This is a genomic window from Streptomyces sp. NPDC002092, from assembly GCF_053593775.1.
The window spans coordinates 19,299-40,813 of sequence record NZ_JBSFDG010000011.1 but is presented as its reverse complement, the minus strand read 5'-3'; the positions used below and the strand labels follow the sequence as shown (position 1 = coordinate 40,813).

General features: G+C 70.9%; 23 protein-coding genes and 1 pseudogene. 13 read left to right on the top strand and 11 right to left on the bottom strand.

Translation table 11 applies throughout. The features are described 5' to 3' along the window. The first annotated feature begins 316 nt into the window (after positions 1-316). The gene (locus tag ACWCRD_RS25130; RefSeq protein ID WP_450968021.1) at positions 317-1,495 is read left to right on the top strand and encodes a saccharopine dehydrogenase family protein; all 1,179 of its coding nucleotides are present in this window, start codon (positions 317-319) and stop codon (positions 1,493-1,495) included. A 9-nt stretch (positions 1,496-1,504) separates the two neighbouring features. Here ACWCRD_RS25130 and mmpA read toward each other — a convergent pair whose 3' ends face one another. The 4 genes from mmpA to ACWCRD_RS25110 form a co-directional block, all read right to left on the bottom strand. Beyond that, on the bottom strand, positions 1,505-1,648 hold the full coding sequence (gene mmpA / locus ACWCRD_RS25125) for a morphogenic membrane protein MmpA (RefSeq protein WP_450968020.1): 144 nt from the start codon (positions 1,646-1,648) through the stop codon (positions 1,505-1,507). A gap of 99 nt (positions 1,649-1,747) precedes the next feature. Beyond that, the gene (locus ACWCRD_RS25120; protein ID WP_450968019.1) at positions 1,748-2,443 is read right to left on the bottom strand and encodes an endonuclease V; all 696 of its coding nucleotides are present in this window, start codon (positions 2,441-2,443) and stop codon (positions 1,748-1,750) included. 106 nt (positions 2,444-2,549) lie between these two features. Further along, a complete protein-coding gene (locus ACWCRD_RS25115; protein WP_115910402.1) occupies positions 2,550-2,882 on the bottom strand; it encodes a plasmid stabilization protein in 333 nt (110 codons plus the stop codon). A 54-nt stretch (positions 2,883-2,936) separates the two neighbouring features. Further along, positions 2,937-4,031, bottom strand: a complete 1,095-nt coding sequence (locus tag ACWCRD_RS25110; protein WP_450968018.1) for a WD40/YVTN/BNR-like repeat-containing protein — start codon at positions 4,029-4,031, stop codon at positions 2,937-2,939. 232 nt (positions 4,032-4,263) lie between these two features. Between ACWCRD_RS25110 and ACWCRD_RS25105 the strand changes: the two genes are divergently transcribed. After that, entirely contained in the window at positions 4,264-4,680 is a 417-nt protein-coding gene (locus tag ACWCRD_RS25105; RefSeq protein WP_450968017.1) for an SsgA family sporulation/cell division regulator, read from the top strand. Positions 4,681-5,027: 347 nt separating this feature from the next. On the opposite strand, the gene ACWCRD_RS25100 is transcribed toward ACWCRD_RS25105, so the two are convergent. After that, positions 5,028-5,690 (bottom strand): GOLPH3/VPS74 family protein, encoded by a 663-nt coding sequence (locus ACWCRD_RS25100; protein WP_450968016.1) that lies wholly within the window; start codon positions 5,688-5,690, stop codon positions 5,028-5,030. Positions 5,691-5,990: 300 nt separating this feature from the next. On the opposite strand from ACWCRD_RS25100, the gene ACWCRD_RS25095 reads away from it, so the two are divergent. From ACWCRD_RS25095 to ACWCRD_RS25085, 3 genes are all read left to right on the top strand, one after another. Beyond that, positions 5,991-7,604 carry an ABC-F family ATP-binding cassette domain-containing protein gene (locus ACWCRD_RS25095; protein ID WP_450968015.1) on the top strand — a complete coding sequence of 538 codons (1,614 nt, stop codon included), beginning with the start codon at positions 5,991-5,993 and terminating at the stop codon, positions 7,602-7,604. A 137-nt stretch (positions 7,605-7,741) separates the two neighbouring features. After that, positions 7,742-8,518: a dimethylargininase gene (gene ddaH / locus ACWCRD_RS25090; protein WP_450968014.1), complete on the top strand. Its 777-nt coding sequence runs from the start codon at positions 7,742-7,744 to the stop codon at positions 8,516-8,518. A 214-nt stretch (positions 8,519-8,732) separates the two neighbouring features. Next, complete coding sequence (locus ACWCRD_RS25085; RefSeq protein ID WP_450968013.1) at positions 8,733-9,707, top strand: acyl-ACP desaturase; 975 nt, start codon at positions 8,733-8,735, stop codon at positions 9,705-9,707. A gap of 69 nt (positions 9,708-9,776) precedes the next feature. Here the strand turns inward: ACWCRD_RS25085 and ACWCRD_RS25080 are convergent, their stop codons facing one another. Further along, a complete protein-coding gene (locus ACWCRD_RS25080; protein WP_450968012.1) occupies positions 9,777-10,028 on the bottom strand; it encodes a WhiB family transcriptional regulator in 252 nt (83 codons plus the stop codon). A 242-nt stretch (positions 10,029-10,270) separates the two neighbouring features. On the opposite strand from ACWCRD_RS25080, the gene ACWCRD_RS25075 reads away from it, so the two are divergent. Then, positions 10,271-11,056 carry a VOC family protein gene (locus ACWCRD_RS25075; RefSeq protein WP_450968011.1) on the top strand — a complete coding sequence of 262 codons (786 nt, stop codon included), beginning with the start codon at positions 10,271-10,273 and terminating at the stop codon, positions 11,054-11,056. A 21-nt stretch (positions 11,057-11,077) separates the two neighbouring features. On the opposite strand, the gene ACWCRD_RS25070 is transcribed toward ACWCRD_RS25075, so the two are convergent. After that, positions 11,078-11,758: an ANTAR domain-containing protein gene (locus ACWCRD_RS25070; RefSeq protein ID WP_450968010.1), complete on the bottom strand. Its 681-nt coding sequence runs from the start codon at positions 11,756-11,758 to the stop codon at positions 11,078-11,080. A gap of 132 nt (positions 11,759-11,890) precedes the next feature. Between ACWCRD_RS25070 and ACWCRD_RS25065 the strand changes: the two genes are divergently transcribed. Next, positions 11,891-12,241, top strand: coding sequence for a helix-turn-helix transcriptional regulator (locus tag ACWCRD_RS25065; RefSeq protein WP_450968009.1), 351 nt, complete (start codon positions 11,891-11,893; stop codon positions 12,239-12,241). Between the two features lie 52 nt (positions 12,242-12,293). Here the strand turns inward: ACWCRD_RS25065 and ACWCRD_RS25060 are convergent. Continuing rightward, positions 12,294-12,615 (bottom strand): annotated as a pseudogene (locus ACWCRD_RS25060) (substrate-binding domain-containing protein); the annotation flags it as partial. Positions 12,616-12,707: 92 nt separating this feature from the next. Continuing rightward, a complete protein-coding gene (gene ligD, locus ACWCRD_RS25055; protein WP_450968008.1) occupies positions 12,708-13,733 on the bottom strand; it encodes a non-homologous end-joining DNA ligase in 1,026 nt (341 codons plus the stop codon). A gap of 74 nt (positions 13,734-13,807) precedes the next feature. On the opposite strand from ligD, the gene ACWCRD_RS25050 reads away from it, so the two are divergent. After that, positions 13,808-14,878, top strand: coding sequence for an ATP-dependent DNA ligase (locus ACWCRD_RS25050; protein WP_450968007.1), 1,071 nt, complete (start codon positions 13,808-13,810; stop codon positions 14,876-14,878). Positions 14,879-15,008: 130 nt separating this feature from the next. Here the strand turns inward: ACWCRD_RS25050 and ACWCRD_RS25045 are convergent, their stop codons facing one another. Next, positions 15,009-16,199 (bottom strand): zinc-dependent alcohol dehydrogenase, encoded by a 1,191-nt coding sequence (locus tag ACWCRD_RS25045; RefSeq protein ID WP_450968006.1) that lies wholly within the window; start codon positions 16,197-16,199, stop codon positions 15,009-15,011. A 262-nt stretch (positions 16,200-16,461) separates the two neighbouring features. On the opposite strand from ACWCRD_RS25045, the gene ACWCRD_RS25040 reads away from it, so the two are divergent. Then, positions 16,462-17,409, top strand: a complete 948-nt coding sequence (locus tag ACWCRD_RS25040; RefSeq protein WP_450968300.1) for a DUF3048 domain-containing protein — start codon at positions 16,462-16,464, stop codon at positions 17,407-17,409. A gap of 11 nt (positions 17,410-17,420) precedes the next feature. Here ACWCRD_RS25040 and ACWCRD_RS25035 read toward each other — a convergent pair whose 3' ends face one another. After that, positions 17,421-17,885 (bottom strand): MarR family winged helix-turn-helix transcriptional regulator, encoded by a 465-nt coding sequence (locus ACWCRD_RS25035; RefSeq protein WP_450968005.1) that lies wholly within the window; start codon positions 17,883-17,885, stop codon positions 17,421-17,423. Positions 17,886-18,096: 211 nt separating this feature from the next. On the opposite strand from ACWCRD_RS25035, the gene ACWCRD_RS25030 reads away from it, so the two are divergent. Genes ACWCRD_RS25030 through pcaH form a run of 4 tightly spaced genes read left to right on the top strand, consistent with a single transcriptional unit; the run spans position 18,097 to position 21,514 of the window. Beyond that, positions 18,097-18,852 (top strand): CoA transferase subunit A, encoded by a 756-nt coding sequence (locus ACWCRD_RS25030; RefSeq protein ID WP_450968004.1) that lies wholly within the window; start codon positions 18,097-18,099, stop codon positions 18,850-18,852. Further along, positions 18,852-19,496, top strand: coding sequence for a CoA transferase subunit B (locus ACWCRD_RS25025; RefSeq protein ID WP_450968003.1), 645 nt, complete (start codon positions 18,852-18,854; stop codon positions 19,494-19,496). The genes ACWCRD_RS25030 and ACWCRD_RS25025 overlap by 1 nt, the downstream gene beginning before the upstream one ends. Beyond that, positions 19,493-20,695, top strand: coding sequence for a thiolase family protein (locus ACWCRD_RS25020; protein ID WP_450968002.1), 1,203 nt, complete (start codon positions 19,493-19,495; stop codon positions 20,693-20,695). Before ACWCRD_RS25025 ends, ACWCRD_RS25020 begins: the two co-directional genes overlap by 4 nt. A 45-nt stretch (positions 20,696-20,740) precedes the next feature. Further along, entirely contained in the window at positions 20,741-21,514 is a 774-nt protein-coding gene (pcaH, locus tag ACWCRD_RS25015; protein ID WP_450968001.1) for a protocatechuate 3,4-dioxygenase subunit beta, read from the top strand. Position 21,515: the final 1 nt, after the last annotated feature.

The window sequence follows — 21,515 nt, the reverse complement described above, 5'->3', positions numbered from 1 at the left end:
TAACACTAGTGATGTTAGGAACACGTTCCAGCGGACACAAGACCTGGGAGAGCAAGCGCTTAGCCAAGTTGTGCCGCAGGAGGCATGCGGCTCAGCGGGCGTCCTGGTCGGCTATCAGACCGCTTCACCGCGATCACGGGTTCCGCGCCCGGGGCGCACCCGGCAGTCCGAGGGCGAATTCGCGCACCTTCTCCGACTTCTTCAGGGCATTCCTCGGCACGGTCACCGCTTTCCTCCGGGCTCGTCGTCGGGCTCCGTACTGTTCACGCTAGCCTCGGCCACCGACAACGGCGCGTGCTGCGGACCGAGGGGTGTCATGAGCAGGCTGAACAGGACGGACCGTCCGTACGACATCGTGCTCTTCGGAGCCACGGGCTTCGTCGGGACGCTCACCGCGGAGTACCTCGCCGCGCACGCGCCCGAGGACCTGCGCTGGGCGATCGCGGGCCGCAGCGAGCAGAAGCTGGAGCAGCTGCGCGAGCGGCTGCCCGGCAACGGGAAGGTCGGCGTGCTGCGGGCGGACGTGGCCGACCCGGCGTCGCTGCGCGAACTCGCGGAGCACGCGCGCGTGGTGGCCACGACGGTGGGACCGTATGTGACGTACGGCGAAGAGCTGGTCGCCGCCTGCGCGGACAGCGGTGCGGACTATCTCGACCTCACCGGTGAGCCCGAGTTCGTAGACCTGACCTACGTCCGGCACGATGCACGCGCGCGTGAGACCGGTGCGCGGCTGGTGCACGCCTGCGGGTTCGACTCGATCCCCCATGACCTGGGCGCGTACTTCACCGTGCGGCAGCTGCCCGAGGGCGTGCCGCTGACGGTGGACGGGTTCGTGACGGCGGACGCCACCTTCTCCGGCGGGACGTTCGCCTCGGCGCTGAACCAGTTCTCGCGGGTACGGCCGATGCTGGCCGCCGAGCGGGACCGCAAGCGGCACGAGCCGCGCCTGGTGGGGCGGCGGGCCACCGCGCCCACGGGTGCGCCGCGGTTCGCGAAGGAGGTCGGCGCCTGGGCGCTGCCGCTGCCGACCATCGACGCGCAGATCGTGGGCCGCTCCGCGAAGGCCCTGGAGCGCTACGGCCCCGACTTCCGCTACCGCCACTACGCGGCGGTGCGGCACCTGCCCGTCGCCGTGGGCGGGATCGCGGCCGTCGGCGCCCTCTTCGCGGCCGCCCAACTGCCGCCCGCGCGGCGCTGGTTGTCCGACCGGCTCAAGCCCGGCGAGGGGCCGAGCGCCGAGAAGCGGGCGAAGAGCTGGTTCAAGGTCCGCTTCGTGGGCGAGGGCGGCGGCCGGCAGGTGCTCACGGAGGTCGCGGGCGGCGACCCCGGCTACGACGAGACGGCGAAGATGTTCGGCGAGTCGGCGCTGTCGCTGGCCTTCGACGACCTGCCCCCGACCGCCGGTCAGGTCACCACGGCGGTGGCCATGGGCGACGCGCTGACCGAACGCCTGCGCAGGGCGGGCCTGACCTTCCGGGTCGCCGCAAGCCGCTGAACGCGCCCCTCAGGACCACCCCGCCACCGTGTAGAGCATCCCGGCGATCCAGCCGAGCCCCGCCAGGACGGCAAGGACCAGCGCGGCCGTCACGGCCCGCTCGACGGGACGGTCGGGATCGGCGAGGGGCTTCGAAGCGCGGTGCGTCGTCATGAGCCACAGCCTGCCGACCGGCGCACCGCACCCACATCCGTACGGGTACTCAGTCCAGGTACTCAGATCGCACCCGGCACCTGCGCCCCGCCGCATGGATCAGTGGCGGATCGTCGCCTCTTGAAGCGCCCTTCGGCACAACGCGTCCGCCCTGCGGGTCGTCTCCGGCAGGCGGTACTTCGGGGTGAGGGCCAGGGTGTGGGCGCAGGCGTTGTCGAGGTTCACCCGGTGGCCCACCGACACGAAGACCGGCTTGACGCCGTCGCGGGTGCGGAGGGCGCGGCCGACCTCCTCGGTGTCCGCGAGGAGGGGCGAGGTGCTGCCGCGCGGGGCGTCCGGGTCGGCGTGGGTGAAGGTGAAGGGGTTCTTCGCGACGCCGATCGTGGGCAGGCCGGTCAGGACGCCGAGGTGGCTGGCGAGTCCGAAGCGGCGCGGGTGGGCCAGACCGTAGCCGTCGCACACGACCGGGCCGGGCGGGCACGGCAGGGCGGCGAGGGCGGCGAGGACCGTGGGGATCTCGCGGAAGGCGAGCAGACCGGGAACGTACGGGAAGGAGACGCGGCCGACCGCCGTGGCCTGCGCGACGACCTCCAGGCTCGCCGCGTCCAGGACGACCGCCGCGGCGGCGACGAGGTCCCGCTCGTCGTCGTACGCCACGTCGACACCGGTGACATGGCCGGTGCCCGGCGGCGGTCCCGGCTCGTCGAGCACCACCTGTGCCCGCAGTCGGTCCTGTTCGGCGCGGGCCTGTTCCTCGGTCACGGGCCAGCCCGCGGGGATGCGTACGGTCGTCATGATGGGACGAGCGTACGGCCCCCGAGCGGGCGGCGGACGTTCGCCGCCGGGCGCAAGGAACCCCGCGACGGCGGGGTGCTCCTCGCTGTCGCGGGGGACGGGGAACTCAGCCCTTCTTCGCGTTCAGCGCGCGCTGCAGCTGGTCCTTGTTCATGTTCGAACGGCCCTCGATACCGCGCTGCTTGGCCTCGTTGTACAGCTGGTCGCGGGTGGGGCCCTGGGAACCCTGGCCGGACCGCTGGCCACCACGCTTTCCGGAGGACATGTCCTTCGTGGAGCTGCGGCTGGCGGACTTGGACTCGCCGGACCGGGCACGCTCCTTGTTCACCGTCCGCGCCGCGATCTCCTCGGCCCGTCCGGTGCTCTCACCCCGGTCCTGCGCGCTCTTCTTGATGTGCTCGTACTGGCGCTCACGCTTGGAGCTGGAACCTGCGGGCATGCTCGCTCACTCCTTTCGCGGTCCGCGACCGAGTACCCGCATTCACCCCGTACGTCACCGCTCCAGACGAGCGACCCTCCCTTGCTCCCCCGCCGCCCAGCAGCCCAGGTCCGCAGTGCAGTCCACGGTGTCGTACGAGCCCGTGTCGACGGTCCGCCAGGTGCGGCCGCCGTCGGTGGTGAGGTCGGTGCCGGTGGGGCCGACCGCGAGGGCGGCGGTGCGGCTGTGCGGGAGCCAGGCGGCGCCGGAGCGGTAGGCGGGCGGCGGGGTGGCGGCGGACTGCCAGGTGCGGCCGCCGTCCGAGGTGCGGGCCGCGGCCTGCGGGGAGGCCTGGTCGGGGCGGTAGTCGCCGCCGACCGCGAGCCCATGGGTGCGGTCGCGGAAGGCGAGCGCGAAGACGCCCTTCGCCGGATCGCCCGCCGGGATCGGTGTGTCGGTGGCCGTCCAGCTGAGCCCGCGGTCGGCGGAGTGCAGCACACGCGCGCGTGCGCCGCCGCCCGTGGCCAGCCAGACGTCCGAGGGGCCGGAGGCGACCAGGCACTGCCCGCTCGCCGCGAAGCCCGCCTCGCCGTCCAGGGCGGCCGGCATGCCGTCGCTCGGGAGCACCTTCCAGGAGCGGCCCCCGTCGCCGGTCGACAGGATGCGGAACTTGCCGTCCACCGGGTCGCTCATGGCGAGGCCGTGGCGGTGGTCGAAGAAGGTGAGGCAGTCGTAGAAGGCCTTGGTGTCGGTGTTGCGGAAGGACTCGGTCCAGGTCGTGCCGCCGTCCTCGGTGCGGTAGACGCGGGAGGCCTCGCCCTCGCCGATGGCCAGCACCACGGCGCGCCGCGCGTCGAACGCCTCGATGTCCCGGAACTGCAGCTCGCCGGCGCCCGGCGGCGAGACGTTCCGCCAGCTCGCCCCTCCGTCGGTGGTGCGCAGCACGGTGCCGCCGGTCCCGGCCACCCAGGCGGTGTCCCGGCTGACGGCCGACAGCCCCCGGAAGCGCACACCGGTCGCACCGGTGTCCTTGAGTTCCCAGTGCGGCGCCTGGTGCCCGGGCTGCTGTGCCTGTGCGGGCACGACGGTCAGGGCGGCCAGCGCCGCCGAGCACACCGCCCCTGCGGCCACTGTCCGAAACGTAAGTCTCGTTCGTCGCGTGTTCCCCATACGCCTCATGGCGGGCGAAGCTATCCGAGACCCCCGACCCCGTCCAGATGGCGGCCCTTTTCACAACTGCCCGTCGGTGCACGGGAAATGGACTGCGTCACTCCTGTGCATGAATGCGGTGACGCAGGTCACTCGAATCAGGTGTGCACGGATTGGCTGATTCCAGCGTCTCTAGCAGTGCCCGGCCCAATCCACTCGGAAGTCCGCCCAGACGTCACAAGGGAGCAAGGCGTTGTCCACCGTCATCGAACAACCCGTGGAGGCCCGCCTCGTCGCCGCCGCGCCGCGCATGCCGAGCATCCCGGCGAAGCTGCACTACGACCGCAGCGACCCGTTCGCGGTCCGTATGACCTTCCCGGCGCCTGCCACCCTGGAGGGCGTGGAGGTCTGCTGGACGTTCGCCCGCGACCTCCTCGCGGCGGGTCTGCACGAGCCGGAGGGCCACGGCGACGTGCGCGTGCGGCCGTACGGGTACGAGCGCACCGTCCTGGAGTTCCACGCGCCCGAGGGCACCGCCGTGGTGCACGTCCGGTCGCACGAGATACGCCGGTTCCTGGACGCCACGAGTGCACTGGTGCCGGTGGGGCTGGAACATCTGCAGATGGATCTGGACCATGACCTGGCGGAGCTGATTCGGGACGCTTGCTGAGCGCTGCGCATTTGGGGCCGTCAGGCCGTATGTCGTCTGCGGGTGCGTTGTGGCTTGTCGCGCAGTTCCCCGCGCCCCTTTGGGGGCGGTCGGTGCAACGCCGACAGTTTTGTTCAGCTCGCCGTGGTCAAGGCGTCCCTCCAACGCCCCGCACGTCCCCGCACCCAGCAGCTCCCGCGCGGCGCGGTGGACCACGGCGTGGGCTGACTGGGCGATGGCCGAGCCTACGCTTGCGCGGGCGACAGCACGAGCGCGCTGCCCTGCACAAGCAGCGGGCGGAAGGCCGGAGCGCGGTCACGGAGACGGCTCTCGGTCGTCATGCGTGAGGCGCCGGGGCCGGGTGCGGTTCAGCCGCCCGTGACCGCCGTCAGGGACGCGTTCACCGCCGTGTGCACCTCGGTGACGACCTTCCGCAGCGCGGGCGCCGCCGCCCCGCTGCGCTCGGTCAGCTCCGCCACGCGCGCCTGCAGGCGCTTGCGGTCCTTGCCCGGCACCAGCGTGGGCAGCTCCGCGGCGGCGGCGAGGGCGACCACGGCCGCGTCCCGGTCGGAGACCTCCGCCACCGGCACCGGGCCCTCCAGAACCTGCCGCGCCCCCGCACGCAGCGCGTCCACGACGTCCGGCCGCGCCAGCACGTGCTCCACACTCGGGAAGACCCCGAGGACCCGCTTCTTCTCCGCCCGCAGACAGCCCTCCGCCGTCAGTTGCTCCCGTACTGCGTCGAGGGTCACGCGCGCGTGCAGCGTCACCCAGGTCTGCCAGCGGTGCGGCCGGGACTCGCGGACCAGTTCCAGCAGCCCGTCGAGGACGGCGTCCCCGGTGATGGAGTCCATGTCGGCGGGCGTGGCGATGCCGTCCTCGTCGACGAGCAGACCACGCCGGGCCAGTTCGATGAGGGCGCCGGCCCGCACCAGGTGGTGCAGGCGGGCGGCGGCGGTGACCTCGGCGGTGCGGGTGTCCCAGGCCAGCAGACAGAGCCGGGCGGGCAGTGAGAGCGGGCCGTTGGGCACGGGGACTCCTTCGTGCGGTGAGGGCGCAGAGCACGTTAATCCGTTGACAGTCCGCCGACCGCCTCCTACGGTGTACAGCGGTTCTGTTGCCGTCGATTGGAGAAGGACGTTGCTCGTCTGAGGTCCTGAGACACCGTGTCACACACGTGAGGTGTGTGCGCTGCGTGCGACCTCGGCGTTCGAGCCGTCCTGACGGAGTAGGGCTTTTTTCGTGCCCCAGGGCTCTCCTCTCCAGCCGTAGGTCTCCGGTGTCTCGATACGCGTTTGCCCCTGACCGCACCAAGCAACCGCGAGGCCCGCATGTCTACTTCCATCACTTGTACGTCTCTGTCCTTCACCTGGCCCGACGGCACCCCCGTCTTCGAGGGCCTCGATGTCTCCTTCGGTCCCGGCAGGACGGGGCTCGTCGGCGTCAACGGGTCAGGAAAATCGACCCTGTTGAAGCTGATCGCCGGTGAGCTCGCCCCGGCCGACGGCGCCGTACGCGTCGCGGGCGAGGTCGGCTACCTCCCGCAGAACGTCACGCTCGACACCCAGCTGCGCGTCGACGAGGCGCTCGGCATCGCCGCACAGCGGGCCGCGCTGCACGCCATCGAGGCGGGCGACGTGGCCGAGGAGCACTTCGAGACGGTCGGCGACGACTGGGACGTGGAGGAACGCGCGCTCGCCACGCTCGGTGAACTCGGCCTCGCGCACATCGAGCTGGACCGCACCATCGGCGAGGTGTCGGGCGGCGAGTCGGTGCTGCTGCGGCTGGCCGCACTGCTGCTGCGCCGCCCGGACGTCCTGCTCCTGGACGAGCCGACCAACAACCTGGACCTGTACGCGCGCAGGCGGCTGTACGCGGCCGTCGAGTCCTGGCCGGGAGTGATGGTCGTGGTCAGCCACGACCGCGAACTCCTGGAACTGGTCGACCAGATCGCCGATCTGCGCTCCGGGGAGGTCACCTGGTTCGGCGGCAACTACTCCGCGTACGAGGAGGCCCTCGCCGCCGAGCAGGAGGCGGCCGAGCGGATGGTGCGCGTCGCGGAGGCCGACTTCAGGAAGCAGAAGCGCGAACTGGTCGACGCCCAGGTCAAGTTGGCCCGGCGCAAACGGTACGGGCAGAAGATGTGGGACCAGAAGCGCGAGCCGAAGATCGTCATGGGGGCGCGCAAGCGCGCGGCGCAGGAGTCCGCGGGCAAGCACCGCATCATGCACGAGGAGCGGCTCAGCGAGGCGAAGGAACGGCTCGACGAGGCGGTGGACGCCGTACGGGACGACGACGAGATCCGCGTCGACCTGCCGTACACGGCCGTACCGCCGGGCCGTACCGTCCTGACCCTCCTGGACCTGCAGCTCGCGTACGGCGCGCGCGTGGCCGGCGGCCTGGATCTGCGCGGTCCGGAGCGGGTGGCGCTGATCGGGCGCAACGGCTCCGGCAAGACGACGCTGCTGCGCACCATCGCCGGGGAACTGGCGCCGGTGGCGGGCGAGGCGCACGCGCACGTGCCGCTGCGTTTCCTGCCGCAGCGCCTCGACGTGCTCGACGGCGAGCTGTCGGTCGCCGAGAACGTGGCCCGGTTCGCGCCGGCCGCCACCAACAACCGGATCCGGGCGCGCCTTGCCCGCTTCCTGTTCCGGGGCGCCCGCGCCGACCAGAAGGCGGCCACCCTGTCCGGCGGCGAACGCTTCCGGGCGGCCCTGGCCGCCCTGATGCTGGCCGAACCGGCACCGCAGCTGCTGATGCTCGACGAGCCGACGAACAACCTCGACATGGCGAGCGTGCGGCAGCTGACCTCGGCCCTGGAGTCGTACGAAGGGGCGCTGATCGTGGCCAGCCACGACCTGCCGTTCCTGGAGTCGATCGGGATCACCCGGTGGCTGCTGCTGGACGGTGAGCTGCAGGAGACGACGCCGGAGGCGGTCGGATAGCCCCCGATGGTGCGTCTCAGGAGGGGCACAGCCTGGCAACGAGGGTTTTGCCGTGGTGGATCGGCGCTGCATGATGGCGGACCGGGTGTCGCGTCATGGGCGCCCGGTCTGCCGTCCCGCCGATTCGGAGTTCCGTCGTGCCCAGCAAGAAGGCCCTCGTCCGCCGCCCGAGCCCCCGCCTCGCCGAAGGGCTGGTCACGCACATCGAGCGGGACAAGGTCGACTTCGATCTCGCGGTCGAGCAGTGGGAGGCGTATGTCGAGGCCCTGCGCGAGCACGGCTGGGAGACGATCGAGGTGGACCCGGAGGACGACTGCCCGGACTCCGTGTTCGTCGAGGACACCGTCGTCATGTACAAGAACGTCGCACTGATCACCCGTCCCGGCGCCGACTCCCGGCGGGAGGAGACGGCCGGTGTCGAGGAGGCCGTCGCCCGTCTCGGCTGCTCGGTCAACTGGATCTGGGAGCCCGGCACCCTGGACGGCGGCGACGTGCTGAAGATCGGCGACACGATCTACGTCGGCCGGGGCGGCCGCACCAACGCGGCCGGCGTCCAGCAGCTGCGGGCCGCCTTCGAGCCGCTGGGGGCGCGGGTCGTCGCCGTACCCGTGAGCAAGGTGCTGCATCTGAAGTCGGCGGTCACGGCGCTGCCGGACGGGACGGTCATCGGGCACATCCCCAAGGTGGACCGGCCGTCGCTGTTCCCGCGCTTCCTGTCGGTGCCCGAGGAGTCGGGCTCGCACGTGGTGCTGCTCGGCGGCAGCAAGCTGCTGATGGCGGCGAGCGCGCCGAAGTCGGCGGAGCTGCTCGCCGACCTGGGTCACGATCCGGTCGTGGTGGACATCAGCGAGTTCGAGAAGCTCGAAGGCTGTGTGACATGTCTCTCGGTGCGACTGCGGGAGCTGTACGCCTGACGGATGTGCGGCCACCCTTTCAGCCCTGGGACCTGCGGGTCCTGGGGCTTTTCGGGGTTCCTTGGGAGCCCTAGGAAATGTGCCCTGATCAGGGATCTTTACAGCGGGCTTAACCTACGGCTTCGTAACCTACGGTTTCGTAGCCTACGATCCCGTAGGTTCGGCACCGCTCGCCGATCCGTCCCCCTTAGTTGTGCGTCCCCCTGGAGTTCCCGTGACGATCACTTCCCCGCACCTCGGCAGCCCCGCCGTCTGGACCGACGCCAAGCTGCTGTACGCCCTGGAGGAAGTGGTCGAGACGGAACTCAACCGGCATCTGAAGGTCGCCAAGGACTGGATGCCCCACGAGTACGTGCCCTGGTCGGACGCCCGTAACTTCCCCGGCCTGTTCGAGGACGGCGAGGCCTGGGACAAGGAGCAGTCCAAGGTCACCGAGATCGGCCGGATCGCGCTGGTGGTGAATCTGCTCACCGAGGACAACCTGCCCAGCTACCACCACGAGATCGCCTCGCTGTTCGGCCGTGACGGCGCCTGGGGCACCTGGGTGCACCGCTGGACCGCCGAGGAGGGCCGGCACGGCATCGTGATGCGCGACTATCTGCTCGCCTCGCGCGCGGTCGACCCGGACAAGCTGGAAGCGTTCCGCATGGCCCACATGAGCGAGGGCTTCGAGTCGGACAACCGGCACTCGATGCTGCACTCGGTCGCCTACGTCGCCTTCCAGGAGCTCGCGACCCGTATCTCGCACCGCAACACCGGCCACCAGTCCGGCGACCCGGTCTGCGACCGCATGCTGTCGCGGATCGCCACCGACGAGAACCTGCACATGGTCTTCTACCGCAATCTCCTGAAGGCCGCCTTCGAACTGGCTCCCGACCTGACCATGCAGGCGGTCCGGGACGTCGTGGTGAACTTCCGGATGCCCGGCCACGGCATGCCCGGTTTCGAGCGGTTCGCCGCGCAGATGGCGATCGGCGAGGTCTACAACCTGCGCATCCACCACGACGACGTGCTCCAGCCGGTCCTGCGCTTCCTGAAGATCATGGAGATCGACGGCCTCGGCCCCGAGGGCCGGCAGGCCCAGGACGAACTCGGGCTGTTCCTGGGCGGGCTGGACGCGGAGGCCCTGAAGTTCGACGAGAAGCTGGCGGCACGCAAGGCGCGCATGGCGGCGCGCGCCGCAGGCTGACGGAGCACCTGACGGAAGGCCCGGCACCGGGCCGGGAAGCGGCCGGTACGCACGCGCGTACCGGCCGCTTCAGTGTGTCCTCCGCCTGAGTTCGAGGCGTTCCTTCTCCGACAGGCCGCCCCAGACGCCGAAGCGTTCGTCGTTCTGCAGGGCGTACTCGAGGCAGGCCGGGCGTATCTCGCACATGCCGCAGATGCGCTTCGCCTCACGCACCGAGCTGCCCGGCTCCGGAAAGAAGAAGTCCGCCCCCGTCTGTGCGCACAGCGCCTGAGCCTGGGCCTGCCAGGCGAAGTCGGCCGGGGTGATGGTGTCGATGTGCATGGACGAGATCGTGCCGGGGGCCGAAAAACGTTCGATCAACGCGCCATCAACGCCGCCCGGCGGGGCCCCCGGCCACCCTGATGGTGGCGCCCCGACCCACCGCCGCGCACGGCGGCGCGCGGAAGCCGGCGGAAAGAGGACTCCGGCAGCGATTGTCAGTGGGCGGTGCAAGACTCGGCAGTGCAGACAACGGGACCCTTCCGAACAGTGCAGACAACGGGACCCTTCCGAGGAGGGCGAAGATGCTCACCACCCGTTTCGTCAACGGCGCTCCCAACTGGCTCGACGTCAGCACCTCCGACATCGACGGCGCCATCTCCTTCTACGGCGGTCTCTTCGGCTGGCGGTTCCGGTCGGCGGGGCCGGACGCCGGCGGATACGGCTTCTTCCAGCTGGACGGGAGGACCGCGGCGGGGGGTGTGCAGACCACGCCCGAGCAGGGACCGCCGTCCTGGACGGTGTACTTCCAGAGCGGGAACGCCGAAGCCACCGCCAAGGCGGCCGAGCAGGCGCACGGCAGTGTGCTGATGCAGCCCATGGACGTGATGGGCGAGGGACACATGGCGATCCTCGCCGACAAGGCGGGCGTGCCCTTCGGCATCTGGCAGCCCGGCCGGACCAAGGGCGTGGACGTGGCGAACGAGGCGGGGGCGCTGTCCTGGGTCGAGCTGTACACCCCGGACATCGCCGCGGCCGCCTGGTTCTACCACGAGACGCTGGGCCTGGAGACGGCGGCGGTGGACTTCCCCGGTGGCACGTACACGACCGTGAACCCCGCCGGGGGCGGTGAGGACTCCATGTTCGGCGGCATCGTCCCGCTCAACGAGGACCCGGCGGAGGACCGCGCCTACTGGCTGCCGTACTTCGAGGTCGCCGACACGGACGCCACGGTCGCCAGGGCACAGGAACTGGGCGGCGAGATCCGCGTCCCCGCCACCGACATCGAGGGCGTGGGCCGCTTCGCCAAACTCGCCGACCCCTACGGCGCCCGTTTCGCGGTGATCAAGAGCGCAGCGCCGCAGTCGTGAGGTGACGAGGACGCCTGGCGGTCATGCCAGCGGGACGGCCGCGCGAGCCTGGGCGACCGCGGCCGCCAGCTGCTGCTGCACCTCCTCGGGCAGCGGCGTGCCCTGAACGGTGCCGACCAGGTCCTGGGCCAGGACGTGCAGCTTGGTGTTGGTGTTCTGCGAGGCCGTGACGAGCACGGTCCACGCCACCTCGGGGCTCAGACTGAAGGAGGCCATCAGGATGCCGCGGGCCAGATCTATGGCAGGCCGGGTCTGCATCGCCCGTCGCAGCTCGGCGACCTCCTTGCGCAGCTCCTGATCGACCGCCTCCGGCGCCTTCAGTCCGTCACCGGCGGCTTCCGGCTCGGTGCTCCCGGCATCGTCGGAGTCGGGGCGCGCGAACAGCTCCTGGGCGCCGGTCAGCTCCAGCAGCCGGTCGACCGAGGGGCCGCTGGCGCTGATGGTGACCGTCTTGCCCTCGTCGAGAGCCTTCCGCCGCAGACCGAGCAGCAGGTTGAGGCCGGAGCAGTCGCAGAAACCGATGGCGCTCAGGTCCAGGTCGATGCCGCTCGCCGAGCCGTCCAGCGCCTCCGTCAGGCCGCGTTCGAGCTGTCGGCCGCCGTGGTCGAGCTCACCGCACAACCGGACGTTCATGCGATCGCCGTCCGGCACCACGTCGATCGTCACCGAGCATGTCTGCGCGGACTGCGCAGGCTCCGGCATGGCCTTCTCTCCCTCGAGTGCTCGTCCGTCTCCGCTCCCAAGGTTCCCCTCTTCCCCCGCATGCGTCAAGAAATACATGAAATCCTGTACGTGCTTTTGAATGCGCGAATGATGAGTCGCTACAGTGGGGGCATGGATGGAGTGCCCGAGCCACACACCGGATGGACGTTCGTCACGAATCACGCGCGCGTACTGGCAGCCATCGCCGACAACCACAGCACCCGGATCCGCGACATCGCCGCACGCTGCCGCCTCACCGAACGCGCCGTCCAGAAGATCATTTCCGACCTCGAACAGGCCGGCTATCTCTCCCACACCAGGGAGGGCCGGACCAACACCTACCGGATCGATCCCAGCAAGGTCCTGCGCCACCCCGCCGAGGCCGGACTGACCGTGGCAGCACTGCTCTCCCTGCTCGTGCAGGACGAGGCGGACCGCTCCACCAGCTCGCCCAGCAGCACACGGCCCCACGCCACGGCCTGACGGCACCACGGGCCCGGCCGGGCTGCCCGCGCACGGCGGAGACGCATTCGGCTCAGGCCGAGGCCCGTCGCACGAGTGTCGTCGGGAGGACCACGCTGGACGGTGCGCCTACGACGCCCTGGCCGGCGGAGCGCGGGCCGAGGCGGCGCGGTCTGCTCGGCGACCGGCAGCATCTCGTCGAAGCCGATCACGGCGACGTCCTCGGGCACCCGCCGCCCGCGCTCGCGCAGCACGCGCAGCGCACCCGCCGCGGTGAGGTCGTCGGCGGCGAACACGGCGTCCAGGTCGGGGCGGCGCTCGAGGAGTTCACGCATCGCCCGCTCACCGCCGGCCGGGGTGAAGTCGCTCTAGACGATGAGCCGGGGATCGGCGTCAGTGTGGGTCGCGGCGCCATGTCGGCCGCATCCTGCTCCTGCTCCTGCTCGGCGGTTGCCGTGCCGGCCAGGTCTTCTCCCCACCGCGCCCGTCAAGGGGCTGTAGGCGGCTGCTTCTTCGCCCGGCTCGGCTGTACCCGCTTGGGCTCCCCCGGCATCTTGGGGTACTCGGGCGGGTACGGCAGATCCCCCAGCCCGTGGTCGTGCTCGTCGCGGCGGGCGAGTTCGAGCAGGGCCTCCAGCGAGAAGCGCCGGTCGTCCATGTCCGCGTGCACATCGCCGAGTTCGGCGAAGCGTGCGGGCATGGTCGCGATGTCGAAGTCCCGCGGGTGCGCGACGCCCACCTCGTCCCACCTCAGGGGAGCCGAGACGGGGGCGTGCGGGCGGGGTCGTACGGAATAGGCGGAGGCGATGGTGCGGTCGCGGGCGGTCTGGTTGTAGTCGATGAAGATCTTCTCGCCCCGCTCCTCCTTCCACCACTTGATCGTCACGTGGTCCGGCATCCGGCGTTCCATCTCCCGGCCCACGGCGATGGCGGCGCGGCGTACCTGGGTGAAGGTCCAGCGCGGCTCGATCGGCACGAAGACATGCAGTCCGCGGCCGCCGGAGGTCTTGGGGAAGCCCCGCAGGCCGCCGAACTCGTCGAGGACGGCGCGCAGTTCGTGGGCGGCGCGGACGGCGTCGTCGTAGTCGGTGCCGGGCTGCGGGTCGAGGTCGATGCGGAGTTCGTCGGGGCGGTCGACGTCGTCGCGGCGCACCGGCCAGGGGTGAAAGGTGAGCGTGCCGTACTGGGCGGCCCACAGGACGGCGGCCTCCTCGGTGGGACACATCTCGTCGGCACTGCGGCCGCTGGGGAAGGTGATGTGGGCGGTCGGGATCCAGTCGGGCATGTTCTTGGGCGCCCGCTTCTGGAAGAAGTTCTCGCCGGTCACCCCCTCCGGGTAACGCTCCAGGGTGGTGGGCCGGTCGCGCAGGGCGCGCAGGATGCCGGGGCCGACGGCGATGTAGTACCGGGCGAGGTCCAGCTTGGTGAAACCGCGCTCCGGGAAGAAGATCTTGTCCGGGCTGGACAGGCGGACGGTGCGGCCGCCCGCTTCCAGTTCCACCGCTTCACCCATGCGGCCACGGTAGGCGTACCTCGTAAACCTCGCATACCGGGCGGCAAGCGACGTATGCGAGCAGAATCGGAACCATGGATCTGCCGGTGATGCCGCCCGTGAAGCCGATGCTCGCCAAGTCGGTGGCGAGGATTCCGCCGGACATGCACTACGAGGCGAAGTGGGACGGCTTCCGGGCGATCGTGTTCCGCGACGGGACCGAGGTCGAACTCGGCAGCCGTACCGGCAAGCCGCTGACCAGGTACTTTCCCGAGCTGGTGGCCGCGGTGAAGGAACGGGTGCCCGAGCGGTGCGTGCTGGACGGGGAGATCGTCATCGCCCGGGAGGGACGGCTGGACTTCGACGCGCTCACCGAGCGCATCCACCCGGCGGACTCCCGGGTGCGGATGCTCGCGGAGAAGACCCCGGCCTCCTTCGTGGCCTTCGATCTGCTGGCCCTGGCCGACGAGTCGCTGCTCGACGTGCGGCTGACCGACCGGCGGGCACTGCTGGAGCGGGCGCTGGCCGAGGTCACCGCGCCGGTCCACCTGGCGCCGGCCACCACCGACATCGACGTGGCGCAGAGCTGGTTCGAGCGGTACGAGGGGGCGGGCCTGGACGGAGTCATCGCCAAGCCGCTCACCCTGCGCTACCTCCAGGACGAGCGCGCCATGTACAAGATCAAGCACGAGCGCACGGCGGACGTCGTCGTCGCGGGCTACCGCTTCCACAAGAGCGGCCCGATCGTGGGATCACTGCTCCTCGGCCTCTACGACGACCGGGGCGCCCTGCAGCACGTGGGCGTGTCGGCGGCGTTCCCGATGAAACGGCGCGCGGAGCTGATCGAGGAACTGGAACCCTTGCGGATGGAGGACGCCGCGGGGCACCCCTGGGCGGCCTGGTCCGACGAGACGGCGCACGAGACGGCCCGGCTGCCCGGCGCCCCGAGCCGCTGGTCGGGCAAGAAGGACCTGTCCTGGGTGCCGCTGAGACCGGAGCGGGTGGCCGAGGTGGCGTACGACCACATGGAGAACGGGGCGCGTTTCCGGCACACGGCCCGCTTCCGCCGCTGGCGCCCGGACCGCACCCCGGAGAGCTGCACCTACGCCCAGCTGGAGGAGCCGGTGCGGTACGACCTGGCAGAGGTCTTCGGGGCCGGGGCTTGACCGGCGGTGCCGCGGCTGCCACGGGGGCTCCGCCCCCGGACCCCCGTTCGGCCTGAACGGCCTCGTCCTCAAACTCCCCCACTCTCGGCTCCGCTCGAGCGGGGGGACCCCCACGACGGGCTGAATTGCCCTATGGCGTCATGAGCACCTTGACCGCGCCGTCCTGCTTGCGCTGGAACATCTCGTACGCGTGCGGGGCGTCGGTGAGCGGCAGCCGGTGGGTGGCGAAGTCGTCGACGCCGAGGGGGTCCTCGTCCGTCAGGTAGGGGATGATCTCGTCGCTCCAGCGGCGCACGTTGGCCTGGCCCATGCGGATCTGGATCTGCTTGTCGAACATGGTGAGCAGCGGCATCGGATCGGCCGTGCCGCCGTAGACGCCGACGAGGGAGAGGGTGCCGCCGCGGCGGACCAGTTCGATGGCGGTGTGCAGGGCGGCGAGCCGGTCGATGCTGAAGCGTTCGGCGAGCGGGCCCGCGATCTTGCGAGGCAGCAGTGCCGAGGCCTGCTGGGCCAGCCGGGCGGCCGCGCTGCCATGGGCTTCGGTGCCGACCGCGTCGATCACGGCGTCGGGGCCGCGCCCGTCGGTCTCGTCGCGGATCGCCTGGACGAGCTCCTTCTCGCTGTCGAACCTCCGCAGGTCGAACGTCTCCACGCCGTGCGCCTTCGCCCGGCGCAGCCGCTCGCCCACCAGGTCCACCCCGAACACCCGTCCGGCGCCGCGCACTTGGGCGACACGGCAGGCCATGTCACCGATCGGCCCGAGACCGAGCACGGCGACGCTGCCGCCCTGCGGGATCCCCGCGTACTCGACCGCCTGCCAGGCGGTGGGCAGCACGTCGGAGAGATAGACGAAACGGTCGTCGGGCGGGCCTTCCGGGACCTTGATCGGTCCGTACTGCGCCTGCGGTACCCGCAGGTACTCCGCCTGGGCGCCCGGCACCGCGCCGTACAGGCGGGTGTAGCCGAAGAGAGCGGCGCCCATGCCCTCGCCGGTCACCTGTGTGGTCTCGCACTGCGTCGGCAGCCCCGTCAGACACATCCAGCAGTTGCCGCACGCGATCTGGAAGGGCACCACCACCCGGTCGCCCACCGCGAGGTCCGGCACCGCGGCCCCCACCTCCTCGACGATGCCCATCGGTTCGTGTCCCAGGATGTCGCCCGGTGTCATGAACGGCGTGAGCACCTCGTACAGATGCAGATCGGAGCCGCACAGCCCCGTCGAGGTGATGCGGATGACGGCGTCGGTCGGCTCCTGGATGCCCGGATCGGGCACCTCCTCCACCCGTACGTCCCGCTTCCCCTGCCAGGTCACAGCCTTCATCGCGTGGCGCTCCCTCCATCGCATGGTGTGTCTGCTCCTGCGGTGCCGCCCGGGTACCCGCCCCGCCGCTTCCCGAAGCGGGATCGGGAGCACGGCCGGAAACGGGGTGCGGCGCGGGTCAGGGCCAATGGGCGTATCGAACGCGCGCAATCAGAACCGAGCGGGTATGGGCATCAATGAACGTATAAGCGCACAATCATTGACACGGGATGTGGTGGCCACGGTGAGCACGGGACGGTGGGCGCGTCCGCGACGCGCCTCGATGACAGTGGCGCTGCTGGCCGCTACGGCGACGGCGGCACTGGCGGCGGGCTGCACGGATCAGCACGGCCCGGCGCAGGACGGACGCGGCCGGACGCACACCCCCAGGCAGCCGAAGGAGACCGCCGCCGGCGCCCCCGTACTCGCCGTGAAGATCGACAACACGCCTGAGGCCCGCCCCCAGACGGGGCTCGACTCGGCGGACGTCGTGTACGCGGAACAGGTCGAGGGCGGGCTGAGCCGTCTGATGGCGGTGTACGCGAGCACGCTGCCGAAGGTCGTCGGGCCGGTGCGCAGCGCCCGGGAGTCGGATCTGGAGCTGCTGCGCCAGTTCCACCGTCCGACGCTCGCCTTCTCCGGGGCGCAGCACAAGCTGCTGCCGCTGATCAACAGCGCACCCCTGCAGGCGGAGCCGCCCGAAAAGGCGTCCGGGGCCTACTTCCGCGGCACCGACAGACCCGCACCTCACAACCTCTACCTGCACCCTGCGCGCCTGATGTCGTCGCCACCGGGCGCGAAGGCACTGACCACCGGTTTCCGCTACGGCGCCGCACCGGCAGGCGGCAGACCGGAGAACACCCGCACCATCCGCTTCCCGGCCGCCGGCTTCACCTTCACCTGGTCCGCGGGCCTGCACGGCTATCTGGTCGCGATGGACGGCAGACCCACCACGACGACCGACGGCAAGCGGGTGGCCCCGGCGACGGTCGTCGTGCAGTACGTGAAGGTGCGCCAGTCCGCCTTCCACGACCGCCTCGGCAACAACACGCCGTACACCGAGACGGTCGGCTCCGGAAAGGCGCAGGTCCTGCGCGACGGACGGGTCTACGACGTCAACTGGCAGCGCGGGAAAGCCACCGACGGCACACAGTTCACGACGAAGGACGGCAGGCCGGTCGGCTTCGCGAAGGGCCAGGTATGGGTGGTACTGACGAAGGCACCGCGCTAGGTCCGGCGCGCTCAGCCCTGTGCCATGAGGGGTTCCGCCGGGTTGCGGAGCCCCTCGGCCGCATCGGCGACCCGCCGGATGAGGTCGAAGAACACCGACTGTTCCTCGGCGGAGAGCGGGGCCAGGAAGACCTGGTTCATCCGGGCCGTGCGCACCGTCAGCTTGCGGTGGGTGCGCACACCGTCCTCGGTCAGGCGCAGCAGGAAACGGCGGCCGTCCTGCGGATCACGCACCTTGTGGAGCAGCCCACGGCGCCCGAGCCGGCTGATCACCTCGGCGATCGTCGACCGGTCGAGGCCCACCCGCTCCCCCACCGTGCGCTGGTCCAGGCCCGGCTCGGCGACGAGCGCGTTGAGGACCGCGAACTGCGGCGAGGTGATCTCCTCCGAGACCATCGTGTTCCACAACAGGTAGTGGGCCTGCTGCAGTCGCCGGGCCAGGTGCCCGGGGTGGGTGGTGAGGTCCACCGCGGCCATGTGCGCTCCCGAGGTCGAATTCGTTGGTGCACTGAACGATACCCGTCGTCCGGTCGACTGTCTGTAGAGCTGTACGCGGCTACTGACCTTGCTGTTCCTGGGGGTCTTGACGTCCGGCGGCTCCGGTGGCAGCGTGAAGGAAACTTCACCGAAATACTCAGTGCCCTGATTAATTCGTGACCGGGCGCTCGGACGGGATGGGGCTTCACGGATGGACAAGGTGGTCGCCACGGCCGCTGAGGCGGTGGCGGATGTGCCGGAGGGTGCATCGCTCGCGGTGGGCGGGTTCGGGCTGAGCGGTGTGCCGAACGTGCTGATCGGGGCGTTGTACGAGCGGGGCGTGTCCGGGCTGAGCGTAGTCTCCAACAACTGCGGGGCGATGGAGACGGGCCTCGCGGTGCTGCTCGCGGCCGGGCGGATCGCGCGGGTGACCGGCTCCTACATCGGGGCGAACAAGGAGTTCGCGCGGCAGTACCTGGCCGGGGAGCTGGAGGTGGAGCTGATCCCGCAGGGCACGCTGGCGGAGCGGCTGCGCGCGGGCGGGGCCGGGATCCCGGCCTTCTACACCCCGGCCGGGGTGGGTACACAGGTCGCCGACGGCGGGCTGCCCTGGCGCTACGACGGCCAGGGCGGGGTCGCACTGGCCTCGCCGCCGAAGGAGGTGCGGGAGTTCGACGGCACCGAGTACGTGCTGGAGCGGGGCATCCGCACCGACTTCGCGCTGGTGCGGGCGGCGAAGGGCGACCGGCACGGGAACCTGGTGTTCAACAAGTCCACCCGCAACTTCAACCCCCTCGCCGCGATGGCCGGGCGGGTGACGATCGCCGAGGTGGAGGAGCTGGTGGAGCCGGGGCAGATCGATCCGGACGCGGTGCATCTGCCGGGGATCTTCGTGCAGCGGGTGGTCGCCCTGACGCAGGAGCAGGCAGGCGACAAGAAGATCGAGCAGCGGACGGTGAGCAGCTGATGGCCTGGACACGCGAGCAGATGGCCGCGCGGGCCGCGCGCGAGCTGGAGGACGGGCAGTACGTCAATCTCGGCATCGGGCTGCCGACGCTGATCCCGAACCACCTCCCGGCGGGAGTGGAGGTGGTGCTGGAGTCGGAGAACGGGATCCTCGGCACCGGCCCCTACCCCACCGAGGACGCCGTCGACCCGGATCTGATCAACGCCGGCAAGGAGACCGTGACCGTCCTGCCGGGGGCGTCCTTCTTCGATTCGGCACTGTCGTTCTCGATGATCCGGGGCGGGCACATCGATGTCGCGGTGCTGGGCGCGATGCAGGTCTCCGCGCGTGGTGACCTGGCGAACTGGGCCGTCCCCGGGAAGCTGATCACCGGGATCGGCGGGGCGATGGACCTGGTGCACGGCGCGCGCACGGTGATCGTGGTGATGACGCACACCGCCAAGGACGGCTCGGCGAAGATCCTGGAGGAGTGCGCGCTGCCGCTCACAGGCAAGGCGTGTGTGAACCGGGTCATCACCGATCTCGGCGTGATCGACGTGACGACGGACGGGCTCGTGTTGACCGAGGTGGCCCCCGGTGTGAGCGTCGACGACGTCATCACCCGGACCGGCGCCAAGCTGACCGTTGCGGAGGACCTGCTGTGAACCCGGTTTACATCGTCGATGCGGTGCGCACCCCGATCGGCCGCTACAACGGCGGCCTCGCCTCCGTCCGCCCGGACGACCTCGCCGCCCACACGATCCGTGAACTCCTCGCCCGGACACCGCAGTTGGAGCCTTCCCGCATCGAGGACGTGTACTTCGGCAACGCGAACGGGGCGGGCGAGGAGAACCGCAACGTCGCCCGCATGGCCTCCCTGCTGGCCGGGCTGCCGACCTCCGTGCCCGGGGTGACCGTCAACCGGCTGTGCGCCTCCGGTCTGGAGGCGGTCATCCAGGCGGCCCGCGCCATCGCGGTCGGCGACGCCCACATCGCCGTGGCCGGCGGCGTGGAGTCGATGACCCGCGCCCCGTACGTGCTGCCCAAGAACGACAAGCCGTTCCCGGCCGCCCACACCGAGCTGTACTCCACCACGCTGGGCTGGCGCATGGTCAACCCGCGGATGGACCCGCAGTGGACCATCCCGCTCGGCGAGTCCGCCGAACTGATCGCCGACAAGCACAAGATCAGCCGGGAGCAGCAGGACGAGTTCGCGCTCGCCTCTCACCAGAAGGCGGCCGCTGCCCAGCAACAGGGCCTGTTCGACGCCGAGTTGGCGCCCGTCTCCATCCCGCAGCGCAAGGGCGACCCGGTCGCCTTCGCTGCCGACGAGTGCGTCCGGCCGGACGCCTCCCTCGCCGCGATGGCCAAGCTGAAGCCGTCCTTCCGTAAGGACGGCGGCACCGTCACCGCGGGCAACGCCTCGCCCCTGAACGACGGCGCCGCCGCCCTGCTGCTGGTCGACGAGGAGGGCCTGGAAGCGGTCGGCCGCGAGCCGCTGGCCCGTGTCTCGGCGACCGGCGTCAACGCCGTCGACCCGCACTACTTCGGCCTCGCCCCGGTCGAGGCCGTCAACCGGGCCCTGGCCAAGTCGGGCAGGACCTTCGCCGACCTGTCCGTGCTGGAGCTGAACGAGGCCTTCGCCGCCCAGGTGCTGGGCTGCGTCGCCGAATGGCCCGAGTTCGACCCCGCGATCCTCAACCCGCAGGGCGGCGCCATCGCCCTCGGCCACCCGCTCGGTGCCTCCGGCGCCCGGCTCGCCGGGACCGTCGCGCACCAGCTCGCCCGCCGCGGCTCCGGCACCGGCGTCGCCACCCTCTGCATCGGCGTCGGCCAGGGCCTCGCCCTCGTCCTCGAACGTTAAGAACACCCAGGCGTCAAGAACACCCAGGAAGCCCCAGGGACCCCCATGACTCTCACCCAGCACGACATCGACCAGGAGATCGCGGCCGAGCACGCCGCGTACGAGAAGCGGCTCGCCGACGGGGCGCCCGTGGAGCACCAGCCGCGACGCGACTACGCCCCGTACCGCTCGTCCGTCCTGCGGCACCCCAAGCAGCCGCCCATCACCATCGACGTGACGAAGGACCCGGAGCTGGTGGAGCTCTCCTCCCCCGCCTTCGGCGAGCGCGACATCACCGAGATCGACAACGACCTCACCCGGCAGCACACCGGCGAGCCGATCGGTGAGCGCATCACCGTCTCCGGACGCCTGCTCGACCGCGGCGGACGTCCGATCCGCGGTCAGCTCATCGAGATCTGGCAGGCCAACTCGGCCGGCCGCTACGCCCACCAGCGCGAGCAGCACGACGCCCCGCTGGACCCGAACTTCACCGGCGTCGGCCGCACGCTGACCGACGACGACGGGCACTACCACTTCACCACCGTGCAGCCGGGCCCCTACCCGTGGCGTCAGCACCTCAACGCATGGCGGCCCGCGCACATCCACTTCTCGCTCTTCGGCACGGCGTTCACCCAGCGGCTCGTGACGCAGATGTACTTCCCGAGCGACCCGCTGTTCCCCTACGACCCGATCATCCAGTCGGTGACCGACGACGCGGCCCGGCAGCGGCTGGTCGCCACGTACGACCACAACCTGTCCGTGCCGGAGTTCTCGATGGGCTACCACTGGGACATCGTGCTCGACGGGCCGCACGCCACCTGGATCGAAGAAGGGCGCTGAG

Excerpts from the sequence above, each read along its gene's own strand:
- ACWCRD_RS25130 (WP_450968021.1), top strand. The coding sequence starts at position 317 with ATGAGCAGGCTGAACAGGACGGACCGTCCGTACGACATCGTGCTCTTC.
- mmpA (WP_450968020.1), bottom strand. The coding sequence starts at position 1,648 with ATGACGACGCACCGCGCTTCGAAGCCCCTCGCCGATCCCGACCGTCCC.
- ACWCRD_RS25120 (WP_450968019.1), bottom strand. The coding sequence starts at position 2,443 with ATGACGACCGTACGCATCCCCGCGGGCTGGCCCGTGACCGAGGAACAG.
- ACWCRD_RS25115 (WP_115910402.1), bottom strand. The coding sequence starts at position 2,882 with ATGCCCGCAGGTTCCAGCTCCAAGCGTGAGCGCCAGTACGAGCACATC.
- ACWCRD_RS25110 (WP_450968018.1), bottom strand. The coding sequence starts at position 4,031 with ATGGGGAACACGCGACGAACGAGACTTACGTTTCGGACAGTGGCCGCA.
- ACWCRD_RS25095 (WP_450968015.1), top strand. The coding sequence starts at position 5,991 with ATGTCTACTTCCATCACTTGTACGTCTCTGTCCTTCACCTGGCCCGAC.
- ACWCRD_RS25080 (WP_450968012.1), bottom strand. The coding sequence starts at position 10,028 with ATGCACATCGACACCATCACCCCGGCCGACTTCGCCTGGCAGGCCCAG.
- ACWCRD_RS25075 (WP_450968011.1), top strand. The coding sequence starts at position 10,271 with ATGCTCACCACCCGTTTCGTCAACGGCGCTCCCAACTGGCTCGACGTC.
- ACWCRD_RS25070 (WP_450968010.1), bottom strand. The coding sequence starts at position 11,758 with ATGCCGGAGCCTGCGCAGTCCGCGCAGACATGCTCGGTGACGATCGAC.
- ACWCRD_RS25065 (WP_450968009.1), top strand. The coding sequence starts at position 11,891 with ATGGATGGAGTGCCCGAGCCACACACCGGATGGACGTTCGTCACGAAT.
- ligD (WP_450968008.1), bottom strand. The coding sequence starts at position 13,733 with ATGGGTGAAGCGGTGGAACTGGAAGCGGGCGGCCGCACCGTCCGCCTG.
- ACWCRD_RS25050 (WP_450968007.1), top strand. The coding sequence starts at position 13,808 with ATGGATCTGCCGGTGATGCCGCCCGTGAAGCCGATGCTCGCCAAGTCG.
- ACWCRD_RS25045 (WP_450968006.1), bottom strand. The coding sequence starts at position 16,199 with ATGAAGGCTGTGACCTGGCAGGGGAAGCGGGACGTACGGGTGGAGGAG.
- ACWCRD_RS25040 (WP_450968300.1), top strand. The coding sequence starts at position 16,462 with ATGACAGTGGCGCTGCTGGCCGCTACGGCGACGGCGGCACTGGCGGCG.
- ACWCRD_RS25035 (WP_450968005.1), bottom strand. The coding sequence starts at position 17,885 with ATGGCCGCGGTGGACCTCACCACCCACCCCGGGCACCTGGCCCGGCGA.
- ACWCRD_RS25030 (WP_450968004.1), top strand. The coding sequence starts at position 18,097 with ATGGACAAGGTGGTCGCCACGGCCGCTGAGGCGGTGGCGGATGTGCCG.
- ACWCRD_RS25025 (WP_450968003.1), top strand. The coding sequence starts at position 18,852 with ATGGCCTGGACACGCGAGCAGATGGCCGCGCGGGCCGCGCGCGAGCTG.
- pcaH (WP_450968001.1), top strand. The coding sequence starts at position 20,741 with ATGACTCTCACCCAGCACGACATCGACCAGGAGATCGCGGCCGAGCAC.